At 73.7% G+C, this 16,220-nt stretch carries 13 protein-coding genes; all 13 read right to left on the bottom strand.

Annotation, left to right across the window (positions count from 1 at the left end; translation table 11 throughout):
• Positions 1-40: 40 nt before the first annotated feature.
• Complete coding sequence (locus tag ACO06A_RS16165) at positions 41-646, bottom strand: TetR/AcrR family transcriptional regulator (RefSeq protein WP_421736082.1); 606 nt, start codon at positions 644-646, stop codon at positions 41-43.
• A gap of 94 nt (positions 647-740) precedes the next feature.
• Positions 741-1,460, bottom strand: coding sequence for a dihydroxyacetone kinase phosphoryl donor subunit DhaM (gene dhaM, locus ACO06A_RS16160; protein WP_421733230.1), 720 nt, complete (start codon positions 1,458-1,460; stop codon positions 741-743).
• Complete coding sequence (dhaL, locus tag ACO06A_RS16155) at positions 1,457-2,089, bottom strand: dihydroxyacetone kinase subunit DhaL (protein WP_421733229.1); 633 nt, start codon at positions 2,087-2,089, stop codon at positions 1,457-1,459. Before dhaL ends, dhaM begins: the two co-directional genes overlap by 4 nt.
• A gap of 61 nt (positions 2,090-2,150) precedes the next feature.
• Positions 2,151-3,146: a dihydroxyacetone kinase subunit DhaK gene (gene dhaK, locus ACO06A_RS16150; RefSeq protein ID WP_421736081.1), complete on the bottom strand. Its 996-nt coding sequence runs from the start codon at positions 3,144-3,146 to the stop codon at positions 2,151-2,153.
• 189 nt (positions 3,147-3,335) lie between these two features.
• On the bottom strand, positions 3,336-4,724 hold the full coding sequence (locus ACO06A_RS16145) for a bifunctional folylpolyglutamate synthase/dihydrofolate synthase (protein ID WP_421733228.1): 1,389 nt from the start codon (positions 4,722-4,724) through the stop codon (positions 3,336-3,338).
• The gene (ileS, locus tag ACO06A_RS16140; RefSeq protein WP_421733227.1) at positions 4,721-7,942 is read right to left on the bottom strand and encodes an isoleucine--tRNA ligase; all 3,222 of its coding nucleotides are present in this window, start codon (positions 7,940-7,942) and stop codon (positions 4,721-4,723) included. Before ileS ends, ACO06A_RS16145 begins: the two co-directional genes overlap by 4 nt.
• A 249-nt stretch (positions 7,943-8,191) precedes the next feature.
• Entirely contained in the window at positions 8,192-9,607 is a 1,416-nt protein-coding gene (locus ACO06A_RS16135) for an AMP-binding protein (protein ID WP_421733226.1), read from the bottom strand.
• Positions 9,594-10,226, bottom strand: coding sequence for a hypothetical protein (locus ACO06A_RS16130; RefSeq protein ID WP_421733225.1), 633 nt, complete (start codon positions 10,224-10,226; stop codon positions 9,594-9,596). Before ACO06A_RS16130 ends, ACO06A_RS16135 begins: the two co-directional genes overlap by 14 nt.
• Positions 10,213-11,961: a hypothetical protein gene (locus ACO06A_RS16125; protein ID WP_421733224.1), complete on the bottom strand. Its 1,749-nt coding sequence runs from the start codon at positions 11,959-11,961 to the stop codon at positions 10,213-10,215. Before ACO06A_RS16125 ends, ACO06A_RS16130 begins: the two co-directional genes overlap by 14 nt.
• On the bottom strand, positions 11,958-12,899 hold the full coding sequence (locus ACO06A_RS16120) for a hypothetical protein (RefSeq protein ID WP_421733223.1): 942 nt from the start codon (positions 12,897-12,899) through the stop codon (positions 11,958-11,960). Before ACO06A_RS16120 ends, ACO06A_RS16125 begins: the two co-directional genes overlap by 4 nt.
• On the bottom strand, positions 12,896-14,494 hold the full coding sequence (locus ACO06A_RS16115; RefSeq protein ID WP_421733222.1) for an ATPase: 1,599 nt from the start codon (positions 14,492-14,494) through the stop codon (positions 12,896-12,898). The genes ACO06A_RS16120 and ACO06A_RS16115 overlap by 4 nt, the downstream gene beginning before the upstream one ends.
• Complete coding sequence (locus tag ACO06A_RS16110) at positions 14,491-15,549, bottom strand: AAA family ATPase (protein ID WP_421733221.1); 1,059 nt, start codon at positions 15,547-15,549, stop codon at positions 14,491-14,493. Before ACO06A_RS16110 ends, ACO06A_RS16115 begins: the two co-directional genes overlap by 4 nt.
• Positions 15,546-16,193 carry a nicotinamide riboside transporter PnuC gene (gene pnuC / locus ACO06A_RS16105; protein ID WP_421733220.1) on the bottom strand — a complete coding sequence of 216 codons (648 nt, stop codon included), beginning with the start codon at positions 16,191-16,193 and terminating at the stop codon, positions 15,546-15,548. Before pnuC ends, ACO06A_RS16110 begins: the two co-directional genes overlap by 4 nt.
• Positions 16,194-16,220 lie beyond the last annotated feature (27 nt).

The raw sequence follows: 16,220 nt of genomic DNA, 5'->3' as shown, positions 1-16,220 counted from the left end.
CGGGGGGACCTCGTTCTGGAGTGGGGGCGGTGCGAGAGGGTCAGTCGGTGAGGATCGAGCGGATGTCGGCGACGACGGCGGCGAGGTGCTCGTCGACGCTCCCGTTGCCGCCGACCGCGTCCCAGCGCATGAACGTCGCGTGGGTGAGGAAGAGCAGGGTCGCGCCGACGATCTCCGACGAGTACGGGGGGTCGTCGCCCAGTCGCCGGTCGACCAGCGCGGACAGCTGGCCCTTGTGCTGCTCCATCCACGCGAGGTGGCGGGCGAGCAGCCGGGGCTCCCGGGCGGCGAGCTCCAGCGCCTGGGCCATCCGCTGTCGGCCGATGGGCGGGTCGCTGAGGAACGAGCTGACGAGCGCCTGCAGGTCGGCCAGCAGGTGGCCCGTGGGTCCCCCGGTGGCGAACGTCTCCGCGGCCGCCGTGTCCAGCGACCACGGGGTGTGGCCGAGCACGGCGTCGTCCTTCGTCTCGAAGTAGTTGAAGAACGTGCGTACGGAGACGCCGGCCTCCTCGCAGATGGCGTCGACGGTCACCGCGTCCAGGCCGTGCTCGGCGACCAGGCGGTGGGTGGCGTCGATCAGCGCCTCGCGGCGGGCCCGCTTCTTGCGCTCACGCAGCCCGAGGGCCGCCGGCTCGTCGATCACCATGTTCTGCACAAGGTGCAACTTTACATGCACTGCAACTTTGCAGTGAACGCACTTTTCTGTGCGGTCCCTCACACCGGTCCGACGACAGAACGGGTCAGACCTCGCCGAACCCACCCTCGACGGCCGCGACGAGCGCGTCGCGCGCCTGCGCGGCCTGCGGACCCTCGGTCTCGATCCGGAGCTCCACGCCCTGCTTGGCCCCCAGCTTCATGAGCTCGAGCACGCTGGCGGCGTTGGCACCGTTCACCCGGACCTTCGCGTCGTACGCGGCGAGCATGCGCGCGACGACGGCGGCGGGGCGGGCGTGCAGACCGAGCGGGTTGCGCAGCACGGTGGTGGCCCGGAGCACCCCGTCGTCGGCGGTCGCCGCGGCCTCCGTCGGCGCGGTCGCGGAGGCGAACGTCGAGCCGGCGTGCTCGGCGGACGCGAGCACGCCGGCGAGGTCCGCTCCCCCGTGCGCGGTGACCGCGGCGGCGACGGCCCCCTCGACGAACGGGGCGTCCGCCAGCCGGACTCGCGAGGCCACCGCCTCGTCCAGCAGCTCCAGCACCGACTCCGCGGTGAGCACCGCCGAGCCGAGGTCGGTGAGCACGACCGCGGAACGACCGTCCTGCGTCGCCTCGACGAGCGCCGACTCGACCGTGTCGTAGCTGGTGCCGAGCCCGCCGTCCTGCATCCCACCGGCCGCGAGGAGCAGGACGCCCGGTGCCATCTGCTCCGCCAGCTCCACGGCGCCCTCCGCGAGCGCGCGCGAGTGGGACACCAGGACGAGCGCGACCTGCGCGGGTTCGCGATCGAGGGGCGACCCGCTCACTGCGCTGCCTGGGCGGCGGCGCGCAGGATGAGCTCCGTCGAGCGCGCACCGGGGTCCAGGTGACCCGCGGACCGCTCCCCCAGGTAGCTGGCCCGACCCTTGGTGGCCACGAGCGGGATCGTCGCCTCGGCGCCCTCGTGGGCGGCGTCCGCCGCGGCGCTCAGCACGTCGGCGGGCGAGGCCCCGGCGTCGGCCGCGGCGACGGCCGCCTCGGTGGCCGGCGTCCACGCGTCGACCATCGTCTTCTCGCCCGTCGTCGCCTTGCCGCGGGCGACGATGCCCTCGAGCGCGGCCTCGAGCAGCGCGACGACCCCCTGGCTGTCGAGCTCGGGGACCCCGGTCGCCTTCGCGGCGCGCAGGTAGGCCGTGCCGTACAGCGGGCCCGCCGCGCCACCGACGGTCGACATGAGCGTGGTGGCGACGAGCTTGAGCACGTCGCCGATGTCGGCCGGGGGCGCCTCGAGGGCGTCGAGCTTGCCCACCACCGCCGTGAAGCCCCGGGTCATGTTCTCGCCGTGGTCCCCGTCGCCGATCTGACGGTCGAGCTCGATCAGCTCGTCCCGGTGCTCGATCACGGTCTGCGCCGAGCGACGCACCCAGTCGACTGCCCACGCCACGTCCAGCGTCATGCCCACGCTCCCTCGAGCAAGTCGGATGAGTCCCACGCTGGTACCGACCGTCCCCGCAAGGTCACCACCGCAGAGCAGCGGTGTGCACGGGCGCGTCCCACAGGGCGGTCAGCTCGTCGTCCAGACGGAGCACGGTCACCGACGCACCCTGCATCTCCAGCGATGTCACGTAGTTGCCCACGAGCGAGCGGGTCACCTCGACCCCCCGCTCCTCGAGCAACGCGCGAGCCCGACGATAGACGACGTAGAGCTCCGAGGCGGGCGTGCCGCCCATGCCGTTGACGAAGAGCAGCACCTTCTCGCCACTGGTCAGGTTCAGGTCGTCCGCCACGGGCGTCAGCAGCATCTCCGTGATCTCGTCCGCGCCCGCCAGCGGGATCCGGCGCCGACCCGGCTCGCCGTGGATGCCGATGCCGATCTCGATCTCGTCGTCGGGCAGGTCGAAGCTCGGCTTGCCCGCGTGCGGGACCGTGCACGCCGTCAGCGCCACCCCCATGGAGCGGACGTTGGCGATGACCTTCTCCGCCACCGCGGCGACCGCCTCCAGGTCGTCGCCGCGCTCGGCGGCGGCGCCCGCGATCTTCTCGACGGCGACCGTCCCGGCGACCCCGCGGCGCCCAGCGGTGTACAGCGAGTCCTCGACCGCGACGTCGTCGTTGACCACGACGGTCCGGACGGTCACGCCCTCGGCGTCCGCGAGCTCCGCGGCGGTCTCGAAGTTGAGCACGTCGCCCGTGTAGTTCTTCACGATCGCCAGGACACCGGCGCCGGAGTCGGCCGCCTGGATGGCCGGCGCGATCTGGTCCGGGGTCGGCGACGTGAACATGGCGCCCGGTACGGCCGCATCGAGCATCCCGACGCCGACGAAGCCCCCGTGCAGCGGCTCGTGGCCCGAGCCGCCCCCGCTCACGAGACCGACCTTGCCGGCGGTCGCCCCGCCCGCCCGTGCGACGAACCACGGGTCGGAGTGGATGGTGACCACGTCCGGGTGCGCGGCTCCGAAGCCCTCCAGGGACTCGGCCACGACGGTCTGCGGGTCGTTGATGAGCTTCTTCACTGCGGCCATCCCTTCCACCGGGCGCCCACGGCGGGGCCCGCACGTCCGTCGCGGACTCCGGCGTCCCGACAAACCTCACCTTGTTGTCGGGCAATGCGGGCGTCAAGGGGAGGACGTGCGCCGTCGCTGCACGTTCGTGCAGGCTCGCGCGTGACCTCCGTCGTCCCCACCCGGACGGGTGACCAGCAGTCAGGGACGGCCCAGCAGCCGCCGTGCCTCGGCGACGAGCAGGATCGAGCCCGTGACGAGCACGCCCGAGCCCCGCTCGACCTCGCTCTCCGCGCGCGACACCGCCAGGTCCAGTGCGTCGTTCAGCCGCTCGGCCACGTGCACGCGGTCCTCCCCGAAGATGTCGATCGCCACCTCGGCCAGGTCCTCCACGTCGAGCGCGCGGGTGTTCGATGCACGCGTGATCACCACCTCGGCGAGCAGGGGCTCCAGCAGGGAGAGCATGCCCTCGGGGTCCTTGTCCGCCATCACCCCGACGATGCCCACGAGGCGGTGGAACTCGAACGCCTCCTCGATCGCGGTGACCAACGCCTCGACGCCCGCCGGGTTGTGCGCGCCGTCGACGATGATCGTGGGGCTGGACCGCACCACCTCGAGCCTGCCGGGCGAGTCCACGTCCGCGAACGCGACCTCCACGATGCCCGGGTCGAGGGCGCGTCCGCCGGTGAGCAGGGCCTCCGTTGCGGTCAGCGCCAGCAGGGCGTTCTGCGCCTGGAACTCGCCGTGCAGCGGCAGGAAGATCTCCGTGTAGGTGCCGCCGAGCGTCTGGAGGGTGATGAGCTGACCGCCCACCGCCACCTGCCGCTCGCCGACCTCGATGTCCACGCCCTCGCGCACGACGCGCGCGCCCTTCTCGGCCGCGGCCGCGAGCACGACGCCCTCGACGTCCTCCTGCTGGCTCGCCAGGACGAGCGTCGCGCCGTCCTTGACGATCCCCGCCTTGACCGACGCGATGTCGAGCAGCGTGTCGCCCAGGTACCGCTCGTGGTCCATCGAGATCGGCGTGATGATCGCGACCTCGCCGTCCGCGACGTTGGTGGAGTCCCACAGGCCGCCCATGCCCACCTCGATCACGGCGACGTCCACCGGGGCGTCCGCGAACGCCGCGAACGCCATCACCGTGAACACCTCGAAGAACGAGAGCTGCGGCTTGCCCTCCTGCGCCGAACGCTGGTCGACCAGGTGCACGTAGGGCGCGACGTCCTGCCACACCTCGACGAACCGCTCGTCGCTGATGGGCTCGCCGTCGATGACGATCCGCTCGTTCACGCGCGACAGGTGCGGGCTGGTGAACCGGCCGGTGCGCAGGCCGTGCTCGCGCACCAGCCGCTCGACCATCCGCGCCGTCGACGTCTTGCCGTTGGTGCCCGTGATGTGCACGACGCGGTACGCCTTCTGGGGGTCGCCCAGCAGCTCCATGACGGCGAGCGTGCGATCGAACGACGGGTCGATCTCGTGCTCGGGGGCGCGGGCCAGGATCCCCCGGTACACCTCGTCGGCGGCCGTCCTGGCCTCCTTCTCGGCCTGCGTGCGCAGGTGCTCCGAACCTCCGTGCTGACGTGGGCTCATGCCTCGTACCCTCCGGCGTCGACGGCTTCCACCGTGACCTCGAGCTGCGCGACGGCGTCCTGGACCGTGACCGAGACGGCCAGGGTCTCGCGCCCGATGGTGTCCTGGTGCCGCTCGACGGCGGCCAGGTGCTCGGCCGGGACGCCCAGCGTGAGCAGGATCCGGTCACCCACCTGGAGGCCGGCCGCCTTGCGCGCGTCCTGCACGGCCCGCACGACGTCGCGGGCGTAGCCCTCGGCGCGCAGGTCGTCGTCCAGCGTGAGGTCGAGCACGACGAACCCCCCGCCCGGCAGCACCGCCGCGGCTCCACCCTCGGCGCCGACCACCGTCGTCAGCTCGTACTCCGCCGGCTCCAGCGCCACGTCGCCGTCGGCGGTGGTGACCACGACCGTGTCGCCGTCCACGCGCCACGCCCCGGAGCGCGCGGCCTGGATGACGGCCTGCACTCCCCGGCCGAGACGCGGGCCGGCAGCCCGGGCGTTCACCGCGAGGCGCTGGGTGATGCCGAAGCGCTCGGCGGTGCCGGCGTCGGCCGTCACCAGGTCGACGCGCTTGACGTTCAGCTCGGCCGCGAGCAGGTCGGCGTACGGCGCCAGGGCGTCCGCGTCGTCGACCGCGACGGTGAGCGCGTGCAGCGGCTGCCGGACGCGCATCCCGGCTGCCTTGCGCAGGCCGAGCGCGGTCGACGTGACGGCCCGGACCTGGTCCATCGCCGTCACGAGCTCCGGGTCTGCCGGGGCCAGGTCCACCGTCGGCCAGTCCGTGAGGTGCACGCTACGCCCGCCGGTCAGGCCCCGCCACACCTCCTCCGACACCAGCGGCGCGAGCGGGGCCATGACACGGGTGAGGACCTCGAGCGAGGTCCAGAGGGTGTCGAACGCGTCGGCGTCCTCGGCCCAGAACCGGTCCCGCTGCGTCCGGACGTACCAGTTGGTCAGCACGTCGAGGTGCTCGCGCACGCTCTCGCACGCGGCCGCGATGTCGTACGCATCCAGCTGCTCCGTGGTGCGCGCCACGAGGTCGCTCGTGCGCGCCAGGACGTACCGGTCCATGGGCGCGAGGGTCGCGGCGCGCGCGGCGTCGACCGGCTGGGCGGTGTAGCCGGCGCCCGCGGCAGCAGCGTCTGCATACAGCGAGAAGAAGTAGTACGTGCTCCACAGCGGCAGCAGCACCTGACGCACGCCGTCGCGGATGCCCTCCTCGCCCACGATGAGGTTGCCGCCGCGCAGGATCGAGCTCGACATGAGGAACCAGCGCACGGCGTCCGAGCCGTACACGTCCCACATCTCGACCGGGTCCGGGAAGTTGCGCAGCGACTTGCTGGCCTTGCGGCCGTCGTCGCCCAGCACGATGCCGTGGCACATGCAGTTGCGGAATGCGGGCCGGTCGAACAACGCCGTGGCCAGCACGTGCAGCGTGTAGAACCAGCCGCGGGTCTGGCCGATGTACTCGACGATGAAGTCGCCCGGGTAGTGGTGCTCGAACCAGTCGGCGTTCTCGAACGGGTAGTGCACCTGGGCGAACGGCATGGAGCCCGAGTCGAACCAGACGTCGAGGACGTCCGGGATCCGGCGCATGGTCGAGGCGCCCGTCGGGTCGTCCGGGTTCGGGCGCGTCAGCTCGTCGATGAACGGCCGGTGCAGGTCCGGCTCGCCTGCCTCGTTCGTCGGCAGCCGGCCGAAGTCGCTCTGGAGCTCGGCCAGCGAGCCGTACACGTCCACGCGCGGGTACGCAGGGTCGTCCGACACCCACACGGGGATGGGCGTGCCCCAGTAGCGGTTGCGACTGATCGACCAGTCGCGCGCGTTCGACAGCCACTTGCCGAACTGGCCGTCCTTGATGTGGTCCGGGGTCCAGGAGATGTCCTGGTTGAGCTCCACCATGCGGTCGCGGAAGTCGCTCACGCGGACGAACCAGCTGGTCACCGCCTTGTAGATCAGCGGGTTCCGGCAGCGCCAGCAGTGCGGGTAGGAGTGCTCGTACGTCTCGTGGCGCACCAGGACCGAGCGCCGGTCCGCAGGGACGCGCGCGAGCGGGCCGGTGCCGGCCTTGAGGTCCGCGGTGATCGGCTTGTTGGCGTCGAACACCAGCTGACCGACGTAGTCCGGCACCTCGGTGGTGAACAGGCCCTTCGAGTCGACGGGCACGACCGGCGCGATGCCGACGGCCTCGCACGCGACCATGTCGTCCTCACCGAAAGCGGGCGCCATGTGCACGATGCCCGAGCCGTCCTCGGTGGTGACGAAGTCACCGAGCAGCACCTGGTGGGCGTTCTCGCGGCCGACGAAGTAGTCGAACGGCGGCGTGTAGCGGCGGCCGGCGAGGTCCCGGCCCTTGACCGTCGCCACGACCGTGGCCTCCCCGAGCTCCTTGGCGTAGGCGCCCAGCCGGGCGGCCGCCAGCACCACGAGCTCCCCCGAGAGGGCCGAGTCCGGTCCCGGCTCCACGGTCACGTAGTCCACGTCCGGGCCGACCGCGATCGCCAGGTTGCTCGGCAGGGTCCAGGGGGTGGTCGTCCAGATGAGCGCCAGCTCGCCGGTCTCCAGCCGCAGCCCGACCGTCAGCGCGGGGTCCTGGCGCGACTGGTAGACGTCGTCGTCCATGCGCAGCTCGTGGTTGGACAGCGGCGTCTCGTCGCGCCAGCAGTACGGCAGCACCCGGTAGCCCTCGTACGCCATGTCCTGGTCGTACAGACGCTTGAACGCCCAGATGACCGACTCCATGAACGTGACGTCGAGCGTCTTGTAGTCGTGGTCGAAGTCCACCCAGCGCGCCTGGCGCGTCACGTACTCGCGCCACTCCCCCGTGTACCGCAGCACCGACTCGCGGCACGCCCGGTTGAACGCGGCCAGGCCCATCTCCTCGATCTGGGCGGTGTCCGTGATGCCGAGCAGCCGCTGCGCCTCGAGCTCGGCGGGCAGCCCGTGCGTGTCCCAGCCGAACCGGCGCTCGACGCGGTGACCGCGCATGGTCTGGTAGCGCGGCACGACGTCCTTGGCGTAGCCGGTCAGCAGGTGGCCGTAGTGCGGCAGGCCGTTGGCGAACGGGGGTCCGTCGTAGAAGACGTACTCGTTGCTGCCGTGCTCGCCGGCCTCGCGGGCGTCGATCGACGCCTGGAACGTGCCGTCGGCCTCCCAGTAGGCCAGCACGTCCTTCTCGAGGGACGGCAGGTCCGGGGACGCGGGGACGTCGTTCTGGCGGTGCAGCGGGTAGGCCACGGTCGGGCTCTCCTGTGGTCGTGCGTCGCTCTCGGCTGCGAGGACGATGGGGTCCGGACCGGCCGGGCTCTACCGCGGTACCACCTCGCTTGCCGGCTCCCCGTCACCGGGGCGTCGACCACTTGATGAGGGCTGTGACGGGCCTACCCGTCCGGTTCTACTGAGGTGCTCGCGCACCCGTTCTTCCGGAGGCTCACCGGTGATGGCCGGGTCGACGCCTGTGCGGCCCAGGGTAACGCACGGTCCTGCTCAGCCGTCGACCGAGAATCGGCGCGGTTTGCCCGGCCCGAGCCCCCCGACGTCGTCCAGGACCGTCAGCCCGACGGGCCGACCGAGCCAGCGAGCCACGGCGTCCGCGGCCGCACGCGGGTCGAGGCCGAGGCCGCGCAGCGGCAGCGCCCGCAGGTGCACCGACCCGTCGGCGCCCTGGTGCAGGTGGTACCCGGCGAGTCCGTAGGCCTGGAGCAGCTGGGTCGCGTCGATCGAGGGTCGGGGCGTCCCGTCGGCCGCGCGGAACAGCACGGGTGCGCGCCCCTCGAGCCCGACGAGCACCGTCCTGCCCCCGACGAGGTCGTCCCGGACGAGCGCGGCGTGGTCGCCCGTGCGGTACCGCAGCAGCGGCAGGTACGGGTTCTCGTCGACCGTCACGACGATCTCGCCGCGGGTGCCGTCGGGCACGGGCTCACCGGAGGCGTCGAGGATCTCGACGTGCACGCGACGCCCGACGAGGACGTGGCCACGCCCGTCGGTGGAGGCCGCGACCGGCCCCGTCTCACGCAACCCGTAGAGGTCGATCACCGGGCAGCCCCACCGCTCCCCGACCGCGGCGCGCACGGCGGCCGGCAGGTCGGTCGCCCCGCTCACCACCGCCACCGGGTGCAGGTCCAGGTCGAGCTCGAGCAGGCGCAGGAGCGGCAGGGTCGCCGTGCTCAGCACCTGCGGGTCCATGGCCACCAGGAACCTGTCGCGGCTGTCCGGGTCCGCCCAGCCGCTCAGGTTGACCCGGGCCATCAGCGGCGCCGGCGTGCCCGCCGGGCGACGGAACGCGGTCATCGCGGACACGTAGGTGAACGCCGTCCGCTGGTCGATCACGTTGGCCAGCCCGAGCCGCCCCGGATCGGGCTCCCAGACCCCACCCGCGGCCGCGACCAGCCGCTGGAGGAGTACCAGGTCGGCGGCGACGCTCGCCGGGTGGAGCGGCACGTTCAGCGCAGCACCGGTGCTCCCCGAGCTCGACCCCTCGAGCACGCGGTCGAGGGGCACGTCGACCGGGACGTACGAGGCCACGTCGTCCACGAGGTCCTGGCGGGTGACCGTCGGCAGCGCGGACAGGTCGGAGCCGGGACCGCTGCGGCCCTCGCGCCGGGCGCGCCGGTACGCGGGCACGGAAGTGTGCACCCGGGCGATCAGGTCCGTCACCCAGTCGGTGTCCGTCGGGCTCTGCTCCGCCGCCGCCAGCGCGGGCTCGTCGGCCGCCGCGAGCCGGTCGCCCGTCGCGTGCACCCAGACGGGTGCGTCCGGGTGGGCCCGCAGCGCAGCCAGCCGCGCGCGGCCGTCGTCGTCGAGCGTCGGCCATCGTTCGTCGTCCGTGAGGCCCACCGAACCCATCGGCAGGTACCCCGTGAGGGCCGGGTCCGGGACGGCGTCGCTCTCAGTAGTTGGCATACTGCGCCGCCGCCTCCTTCGCCTTCTGCGCGGCGAGCGCGCGCTCGAGCTCCTCGGCCCGTGCCTGCTCGACGGCCATCGCCCGCACCAGGTCCCGCTGGTAGCGGGTGCTCACCGCGAGCCACCGGTCCTGGGCGGTCGCCAGGTCCTCCCCCGCGGGCAGGACTCGCGCGAAGCGCAGGAACGCCCGGGCCAGCTCGTCGCGCGCCTCGTCCAGCTGCACCCAGTCCCGGTCGGGCCGCAGACCGGCCAGCTCGACCTGCACCTGCGAGACGATGTCGAGCATCCACCGGGTCGCCTGACCGCCCGCGGCCGCCTGCACGCCCGGGTGCGCGCGCACCGCCGGGTCGCGCACCAGCCAGCAGACCAGCCCGACCAGGGCGCGGCGGGTCGCGAGGTCGTCGGTGAGGGCGCCGACGCCCACGTCGAGGTCGGCGTCGAGCCGGTCGAGCGACACGGCGTCGAGGACGGTGCCGTCGAGCTCGACGGCGAGGTCCGCGACCAGGGCGGCCGTGACCACGGTCGGCTCGAACAGGTCCGGCGGTGCGGCCGCCAGCCGGTGCCGGACCGTGGCCAACGACGGACCGGACGGCACCTGCGCCGGGTCAGCGTCGACCATGGTCGCCCCCGCCCCACGTGGCGCGGGAGAAGTCGCGCGCGAAGGTGACGAGGTCGGGATCGGTCTGCACGGCGTAGGCGCGGTAGCGGCCGGCCATCGAGGCGATCCGGTGCCGCCCCTCGGGAGAGATCCGCAGCACCAGGCTGCCGCCCCCGCCCGCCGCCTCCAGGGCCCGCGTGGCGATGTCGCTGCCGACCGTCCGCATCTTCCCCGCCTGCCAGCCCGTCTCGGGTCGGAACATCGTCGACACCCCGTCGTCGGAGATGACCGCGATGTGCGTGGGCCCGGTCGTCGTGGGCGGCTTCCCGTCGGCGCCCAGGTGGGTGCGTTCGAGGAGCGCGAGCGGGAAGGACGTCCCGCCGCCGATGTACGCGACGACGGCCGCCATGACCGCGTCGACGTCACGGGTGAAGCCGTCGGTGCCGATCGCCTGACCGCTGCCGCTCCAGGTGGTGGCCTGCACCCGGGCGCCCGACCGCAGGGCGGACAGCGCGAGCACGGCCCCGGCGAGCGCGATCGGCGCCGCGGTGACCGACGGGTTGGCCATCGAGCCCGACGAGTCCAGGTAGAGGTCCAGGTCGACCGGGCGGGGGCGCGACCGCACCTGCTCGTCCTCGAGGTACGCGCGCTGCACCGTGGTCATCCCCGGCACCACCACCGGAGACGCGGCCATGGTGCCCGACCAGTCGATCGCGGACAGGTCGTCGCCGACCTCCCACGGGTCGAGCCCGCCGAGCAGCTGCTCAGACGTCGTCGGCCCTTCCCGCACCGGGAACGGCACGAGGTGCGGCGCGGCGCGCTCGCGGTACCAGGCCGCGGCGACCTGCTGCGCGGACGTCGTGCTGCCCAATGCGGTGAGCAGGGCGTGCAGGGCCGCGGGCTCGAGGCCGTTGCCGCCGCCGGCCGCGCCCTCGGTCGCAGTCTCGGGCGCGGCCACCCCCGTGGCTCCCACCACCCGAGGGTCGAGGGCGGGATGCGTCGCGGGGGCGGTGAGCGTCGGGTCGGAGGCCAGCCCGAAGGGCACGCCCCCGTCACCGCCCTGGTCCCCGCCGCAGCCCATCGCGCCCACCGACGCGGCGCTCTCGGGCGCGCGCAGCCACTCCGGGTCGATCTCGCCGCGCACCAGACGGGCGAACCCCGCAGCCCCGCCGACCGGGTCCCGCGCGTACGCCCGCACCAGCCGCGCGCAGAGGTGGGCGTGCTCCTCGGACGCGGGGCCGGCGCCGGACAGCCGCCCGCGGGGCAGCCCCCAGAGGATCTCGTAGGTGCGCCCGACGAGCAGGCCGAGGACGTTGTCGGCGTCGGGCGTGCCGACCGCCGCAGCCAGCGAGGCGCGGTCGACCCCGGCCCGGCGCTGGAGCCGGTCGTTGATCAGCAGGTCGCACCAGAGGTTGGCGACCAGCCCGATGAGGTGGTCCATGTCGACCAGCCCCACCTTGACCCGGGCCGCGATCTTCAGGCTGGTGAGCCGGTCGACGGGCGCGAGCAGGTGGTGGCCGATCTCGTGGGCGAGCACGGCGAGCGCGTGGTCCTCGATCCCCCGCTCGACCACGACGGTGAGGTCGATGTGCACCTCGACGTCGTCGGTCGTGTACCAGGCCCACGAGGGCATGCCGCACGGTTCGGTGTGCAGGACGGGGGCGTGCATCCGCGACGTCCGGCCCCAGGCCGCGAGCGCGTCCGGCCACCGCGCCAGCCAGCGCGCCGCGAGGTCGTCCAGAGCCTGCGTGGTCATGCTGCCGGCCGGACGGCGTCGACGTGGTACGAGTGCCGGCGGCTCACGACGAGCACCGACGAGCCGACGCTCGCGGGGACCACGCCGGTCACCGTGTCCGCCCAGGGCACCGGCAGGCTCGCCGACATCGTCGCTGTGGGCGGCACCGAGTCCTCGTCGGCCAGCCGGGTCACCGCGGAGCCGTGGACGTCGGCGACGATCGCCCACCGCACGCCGTCGGCGGTGACCGCGCAGCCCGTGGGCCCGCCCGCCACGACGCGTGGGCGCCCCAGCCACGGGCCGCCGAAGCCGCGGAACCCGCCGATGCGACGCAGCACGCCGGGCTCCGTCCGGTAGCCGGGCCACCACCACGGGTCGCCCGCGTGCCGCGCGAGCGTGGCCGCCGGGTCGGTGCCGGGCGGCAGCCCGAGCGCGGCGACCGCCACCGGCGCCGGCAGCGCGGCCGCCTCGCGCAGCGCAGCCGTGCGGTAGCGCGCCGCACCGGAGCGCCACGCCGCGACGAGCACCGTCGAGCGGACCACGGACGGGTCCTCGACCGCGGGCACCGCGGCGAGCAGCGACCCGAACAGCGCCAGGTCACCGGTGCGCGCCACGGTCCGTGCGGCCGCGGCGACGGCGCCGACGGTCGCCGTGGGCTGGCTGCGCACGAGCCCGGTCAGCCGGGGCAGCACGTCCAGCACCACAGCCCGGTCGGGGCCGTCGGCGCGCCACCGGCCCCGGGCGGCAAGGTCGGCCACGTGGGCCACGAGCGCCCGCCCGAGGACCGGGTCGAGCTCCTCGACATCCGCGAACGCGCCGGCCACGGCCACCACCGCCGCCCGCACGGCGTCCCGGTCGCCCCCGCGGGCCAGTGCTCCGGCCAGCAGGGCGTCGACCGCGGCCCGGTCCGCCGTCAGCCACCGCCCGAACGCCGACCCCCGGTCGACGCCGTCGCTCACGCGCCGCTCCACCGGAGCCAGGACAGGTACGACGAGTACCGCTGGTGGGCGTACTTCAGGGCCAGCGCGTCCTCGAACAGGCTGCCGTGCAGCTTGGTCGCGTCCTCCCACCCGGACAGCACGCCCTCGATCTGGGCCAGCCGCCGACGCACCTCGGCCTCCGCGAGCCCGTCGAGGCCCACCGCCAGCTCGGCCAGGATGCTGCCGACCGGGTCGTCGGTGTCGAGCCCCTCGGCGTCGTACTGCCGGCACGCGGTGTCGAACAGGTCCCGGATCCAGGACACGCGGTCCGTGCGCAGCGCCTCGCGCTCGGGGTCGTCGAACGCGGGCGACTGGAGGTCGGGCTGGAGCTTGTCGTGCAGGACGAACGGGAGCACCGCGCGCAGGTCGTCGAGCGTCACCTCGGCGTTGCCGCGGAAGTAGGCCATGGCCTTGGCGTAGGCGACGAGCGACTGGAGCGCGCGCACGGACAGCCCGTTGAGCGTCTGCGCGCCGATGTCCGCACGCTGGTCGCGGCCCGTGTCCAGCGCGGCGAGCAGGTGTGGGTCCTGCCCCACGAGCCGCGCGGTGTCCTTGGTGCGGTACTCCAGCTGCCGCGCCGCGCGCTCCAGGAGCTCCAGCTGCGCCGCGAAGTACTCCAGCCGCCGGCGTACGGGCACCGGGATCGGCACCGCGACGACCTCACGGTGCAGACGCTCGTGCTCGTCGGCGTCGAACACGATGGCCGGGGGCACGTTCTCCTCCGGGCGCACCCCCCGTTCGGCGCGGTCCACCAGGTCGGCGACGAAGCGGGAGTTGAACGAGAGCGCCTTGACGACGACGTCGATGCGGTCGCGCAGGGCGTCGACCACCTGGAACGTGCCGCCGCCCGCGTCGTCGTTGGCGGTCAGGTACCAGGCCGCCGCACCCGTCTCGTAGACCTGGTCGAACACCTCCACGTAGCCGTCCGCGAGCACGGTGAGCAGGGCGGACTGCGTCCGGGTGGGGATGCGGTTGTACTCGTCGACGATCTTGACCCGCAGCCCCAGCCACGACCGCCAGGCGACCTCGATGTCCGCGAGGCTCTCCGCGGCGACCAGGTCCCGCGGCAGCGGTGTGCCGAACATGTCCTGCACGGTCAGCTGGGGGTGCCCGTGCTGCATGGCGCGCCTGACCTCGCGCACCGGGTAGCCCGCGAGGACGCCCATGAGGATCGCGCTGGCCGTCTTGCCCCGGCCGGGACCACCGACCAGCAGGCACCGGCCCCGCACCGCGAACGTGAGCAGGGGCAGCAGGACGAACGACGAGTACGACTGGTCGGTCGGCAGGTCGACCTCGGCCTTGGAGTCGCCGAGCCGGAAGTGCGTGCGCGGCCGCGACACGTCCTGGAACTCGACGTCGTAGTGCGGGCTGATGATCGCGTGGTTGACCATCCAGAAGTAGGCCTGGCGCAGCTTCTCGTCCAGCGGCGCCGGGCCCGCGGCCGCGACCGATCCGTCCGCGTCGGCGAACAGCTGGTCGACGTCCAGGTCGAGCCTGTCCGCAGCGGCGCTCCGTGCACCGGCGCGCGTGGGCGCCGCCGACACCTGGCCGAGGTCGTGAGGTGTGTCGGTCACGCGACGGAGTCTCGCAGACCGCTCACCGGCTGCTGGTCGCCGTGGCGCTCCTCGAGGGGCTCCGCGAGCACGCGTGGCCTCGCCAGCAGCGGCTCCACGAGAGCGACAGCCTGCTCCAGCCGCTCCGCACGGGTGCCGTGCACCTCGACCCACGGCGCCGGCTGGGCCGCGAGGACCTCCCGGAACCGGTTCTGCATCGCATGCCGCAGGTGCTCGCCGTCGCGGGTCTCGTCCTGCACGAACGGGATCTCGTCCCCTGTGAGCAGGTACAGGTCCGGCACGCGCCCGGCCGCGAGCGCAGCGACGGTCGGCGACGGGTGGCCGACGTACCGCTCGTGCCAGACGGTCGTGGTGAGCACGTCGGTGTCGCAGACGAGCAGCGGCACAGGGGTCGCGGCCGCGGCGTCGTCCTCGCGGCGGGCCTGCTCGCGCGCCACCAGGTCGAACTCGGCGGTGTGCCAGGGAGCGGTCAGGCCTCCCGGGCGGCTCACCGTCCACTCGCGGCCGAACTCGGCGACGGTCGGCAGGCCGAAGTGGGCGGTCAGAGCCTCGGCCAGCGTCGTCGTCCCGGTCGACTCCGCACCCGTGACGACGACGCGGCGCACGTACCAGGCGCGGACCGGGGCCGGCAGCGCCCACCAGTAGCGCGCCGGGTCGGCCCGGACCGCGCTCCCGGAGACCGGGGTGGCGCGACGGCCCGGGTCGACCTGCACCCACGTCGCGCCCAGCCGGCGTGCCAGCTCCGCGCCGTAGCCGTCGGAGGTGAACACCGCGTCGACCGGCGCGTCGAGGAGCCCGCGGATCACGGCCGTGTGCGCCTCCCAGGCGTGCTCGCTCGCGTAGTCGACGGGTGTCTCGTCGAGCGCCGCGACGACGTGCGCACCCGGTAGCTCCGTCCGCAGCCACGACGCGCGCAGCTCGGGCGGGAGGCTCTCCCGGGAGGTGCCCAGCACCTGGACGGTCACCCGGTCGCACCGGGACAGGGCCGCCCGCACGAGCGCCAGGTGCCCCGCGTGCGGCGGGTAGAACTTGCCGATCACGAGCCCGTGCGTCACCCGACCGCCACCCTCTCGAGCGGCTCCGCGGGCGCGGGCAGCGCGCGCCTCCAGCGCCGGGCGCCCTGCACGCACAGGCCGATGAACAACGCGTAGAGCACGGCGGTCAGGTACAGCCCCTGGCTCGCGTACAGCCCCACGAGCAGGATGTCGGTGACGATCCACACCGCCCAGCTGCCGAACCACTTGCGGCCCATCATCAGCTGCGCCACCAGGCTGAGCGACGTGGTCAGCGAGTCCCAGAACGGCGCGGCGGAGACGCTCCTCAGGAGCACGGTGAGCCCCGCGGTCAGCACGACCACCGCCACCGCTCCGACCAGCCAGGCCACCCGGGGCGTGCGCCCCACCCCGAGCACCCCGTTGTCCTGCCCGCCGCGCAGCCACCAGTACCAGCCGAGCGCGTTGAGGACGAGGTAGACCACCTGGAGGCCGGCGTTCGCATACAGCCCGGCGGACGCGAACAGGACCAGGAACAGCCCGGTGTTCACGATCCCCACGGGGAAGTTCCAGACGTTCTCCCGGGCGGCCAGCCAGACGCACACCGCGCCCGTGACGAAGCCGAGGATCTCGACCCACCCCACCGCGGTCAGCCGGCCGGTCGGGTGTCGGGGGTCGCCATGCCCGCCAGCGTAGGCGGCGGACACCGGTCGGGCTTCGGGCGACCACGGGGG

Source organism: Cellulomonas sp. (genome assembly GCF_965229465.1).
Taxonomy (GTDB): domain Bacteria; phylum Actinomycetota; class Actinomycetes; order Actinomycetales; family Cellulomonadaceae; genus Cellulomonas.
The sequence above is the reverse complement of the archived record's forward strand: the minus strand, read 5'-3'. Positions and strand labels throughout refer to the sequence as shown.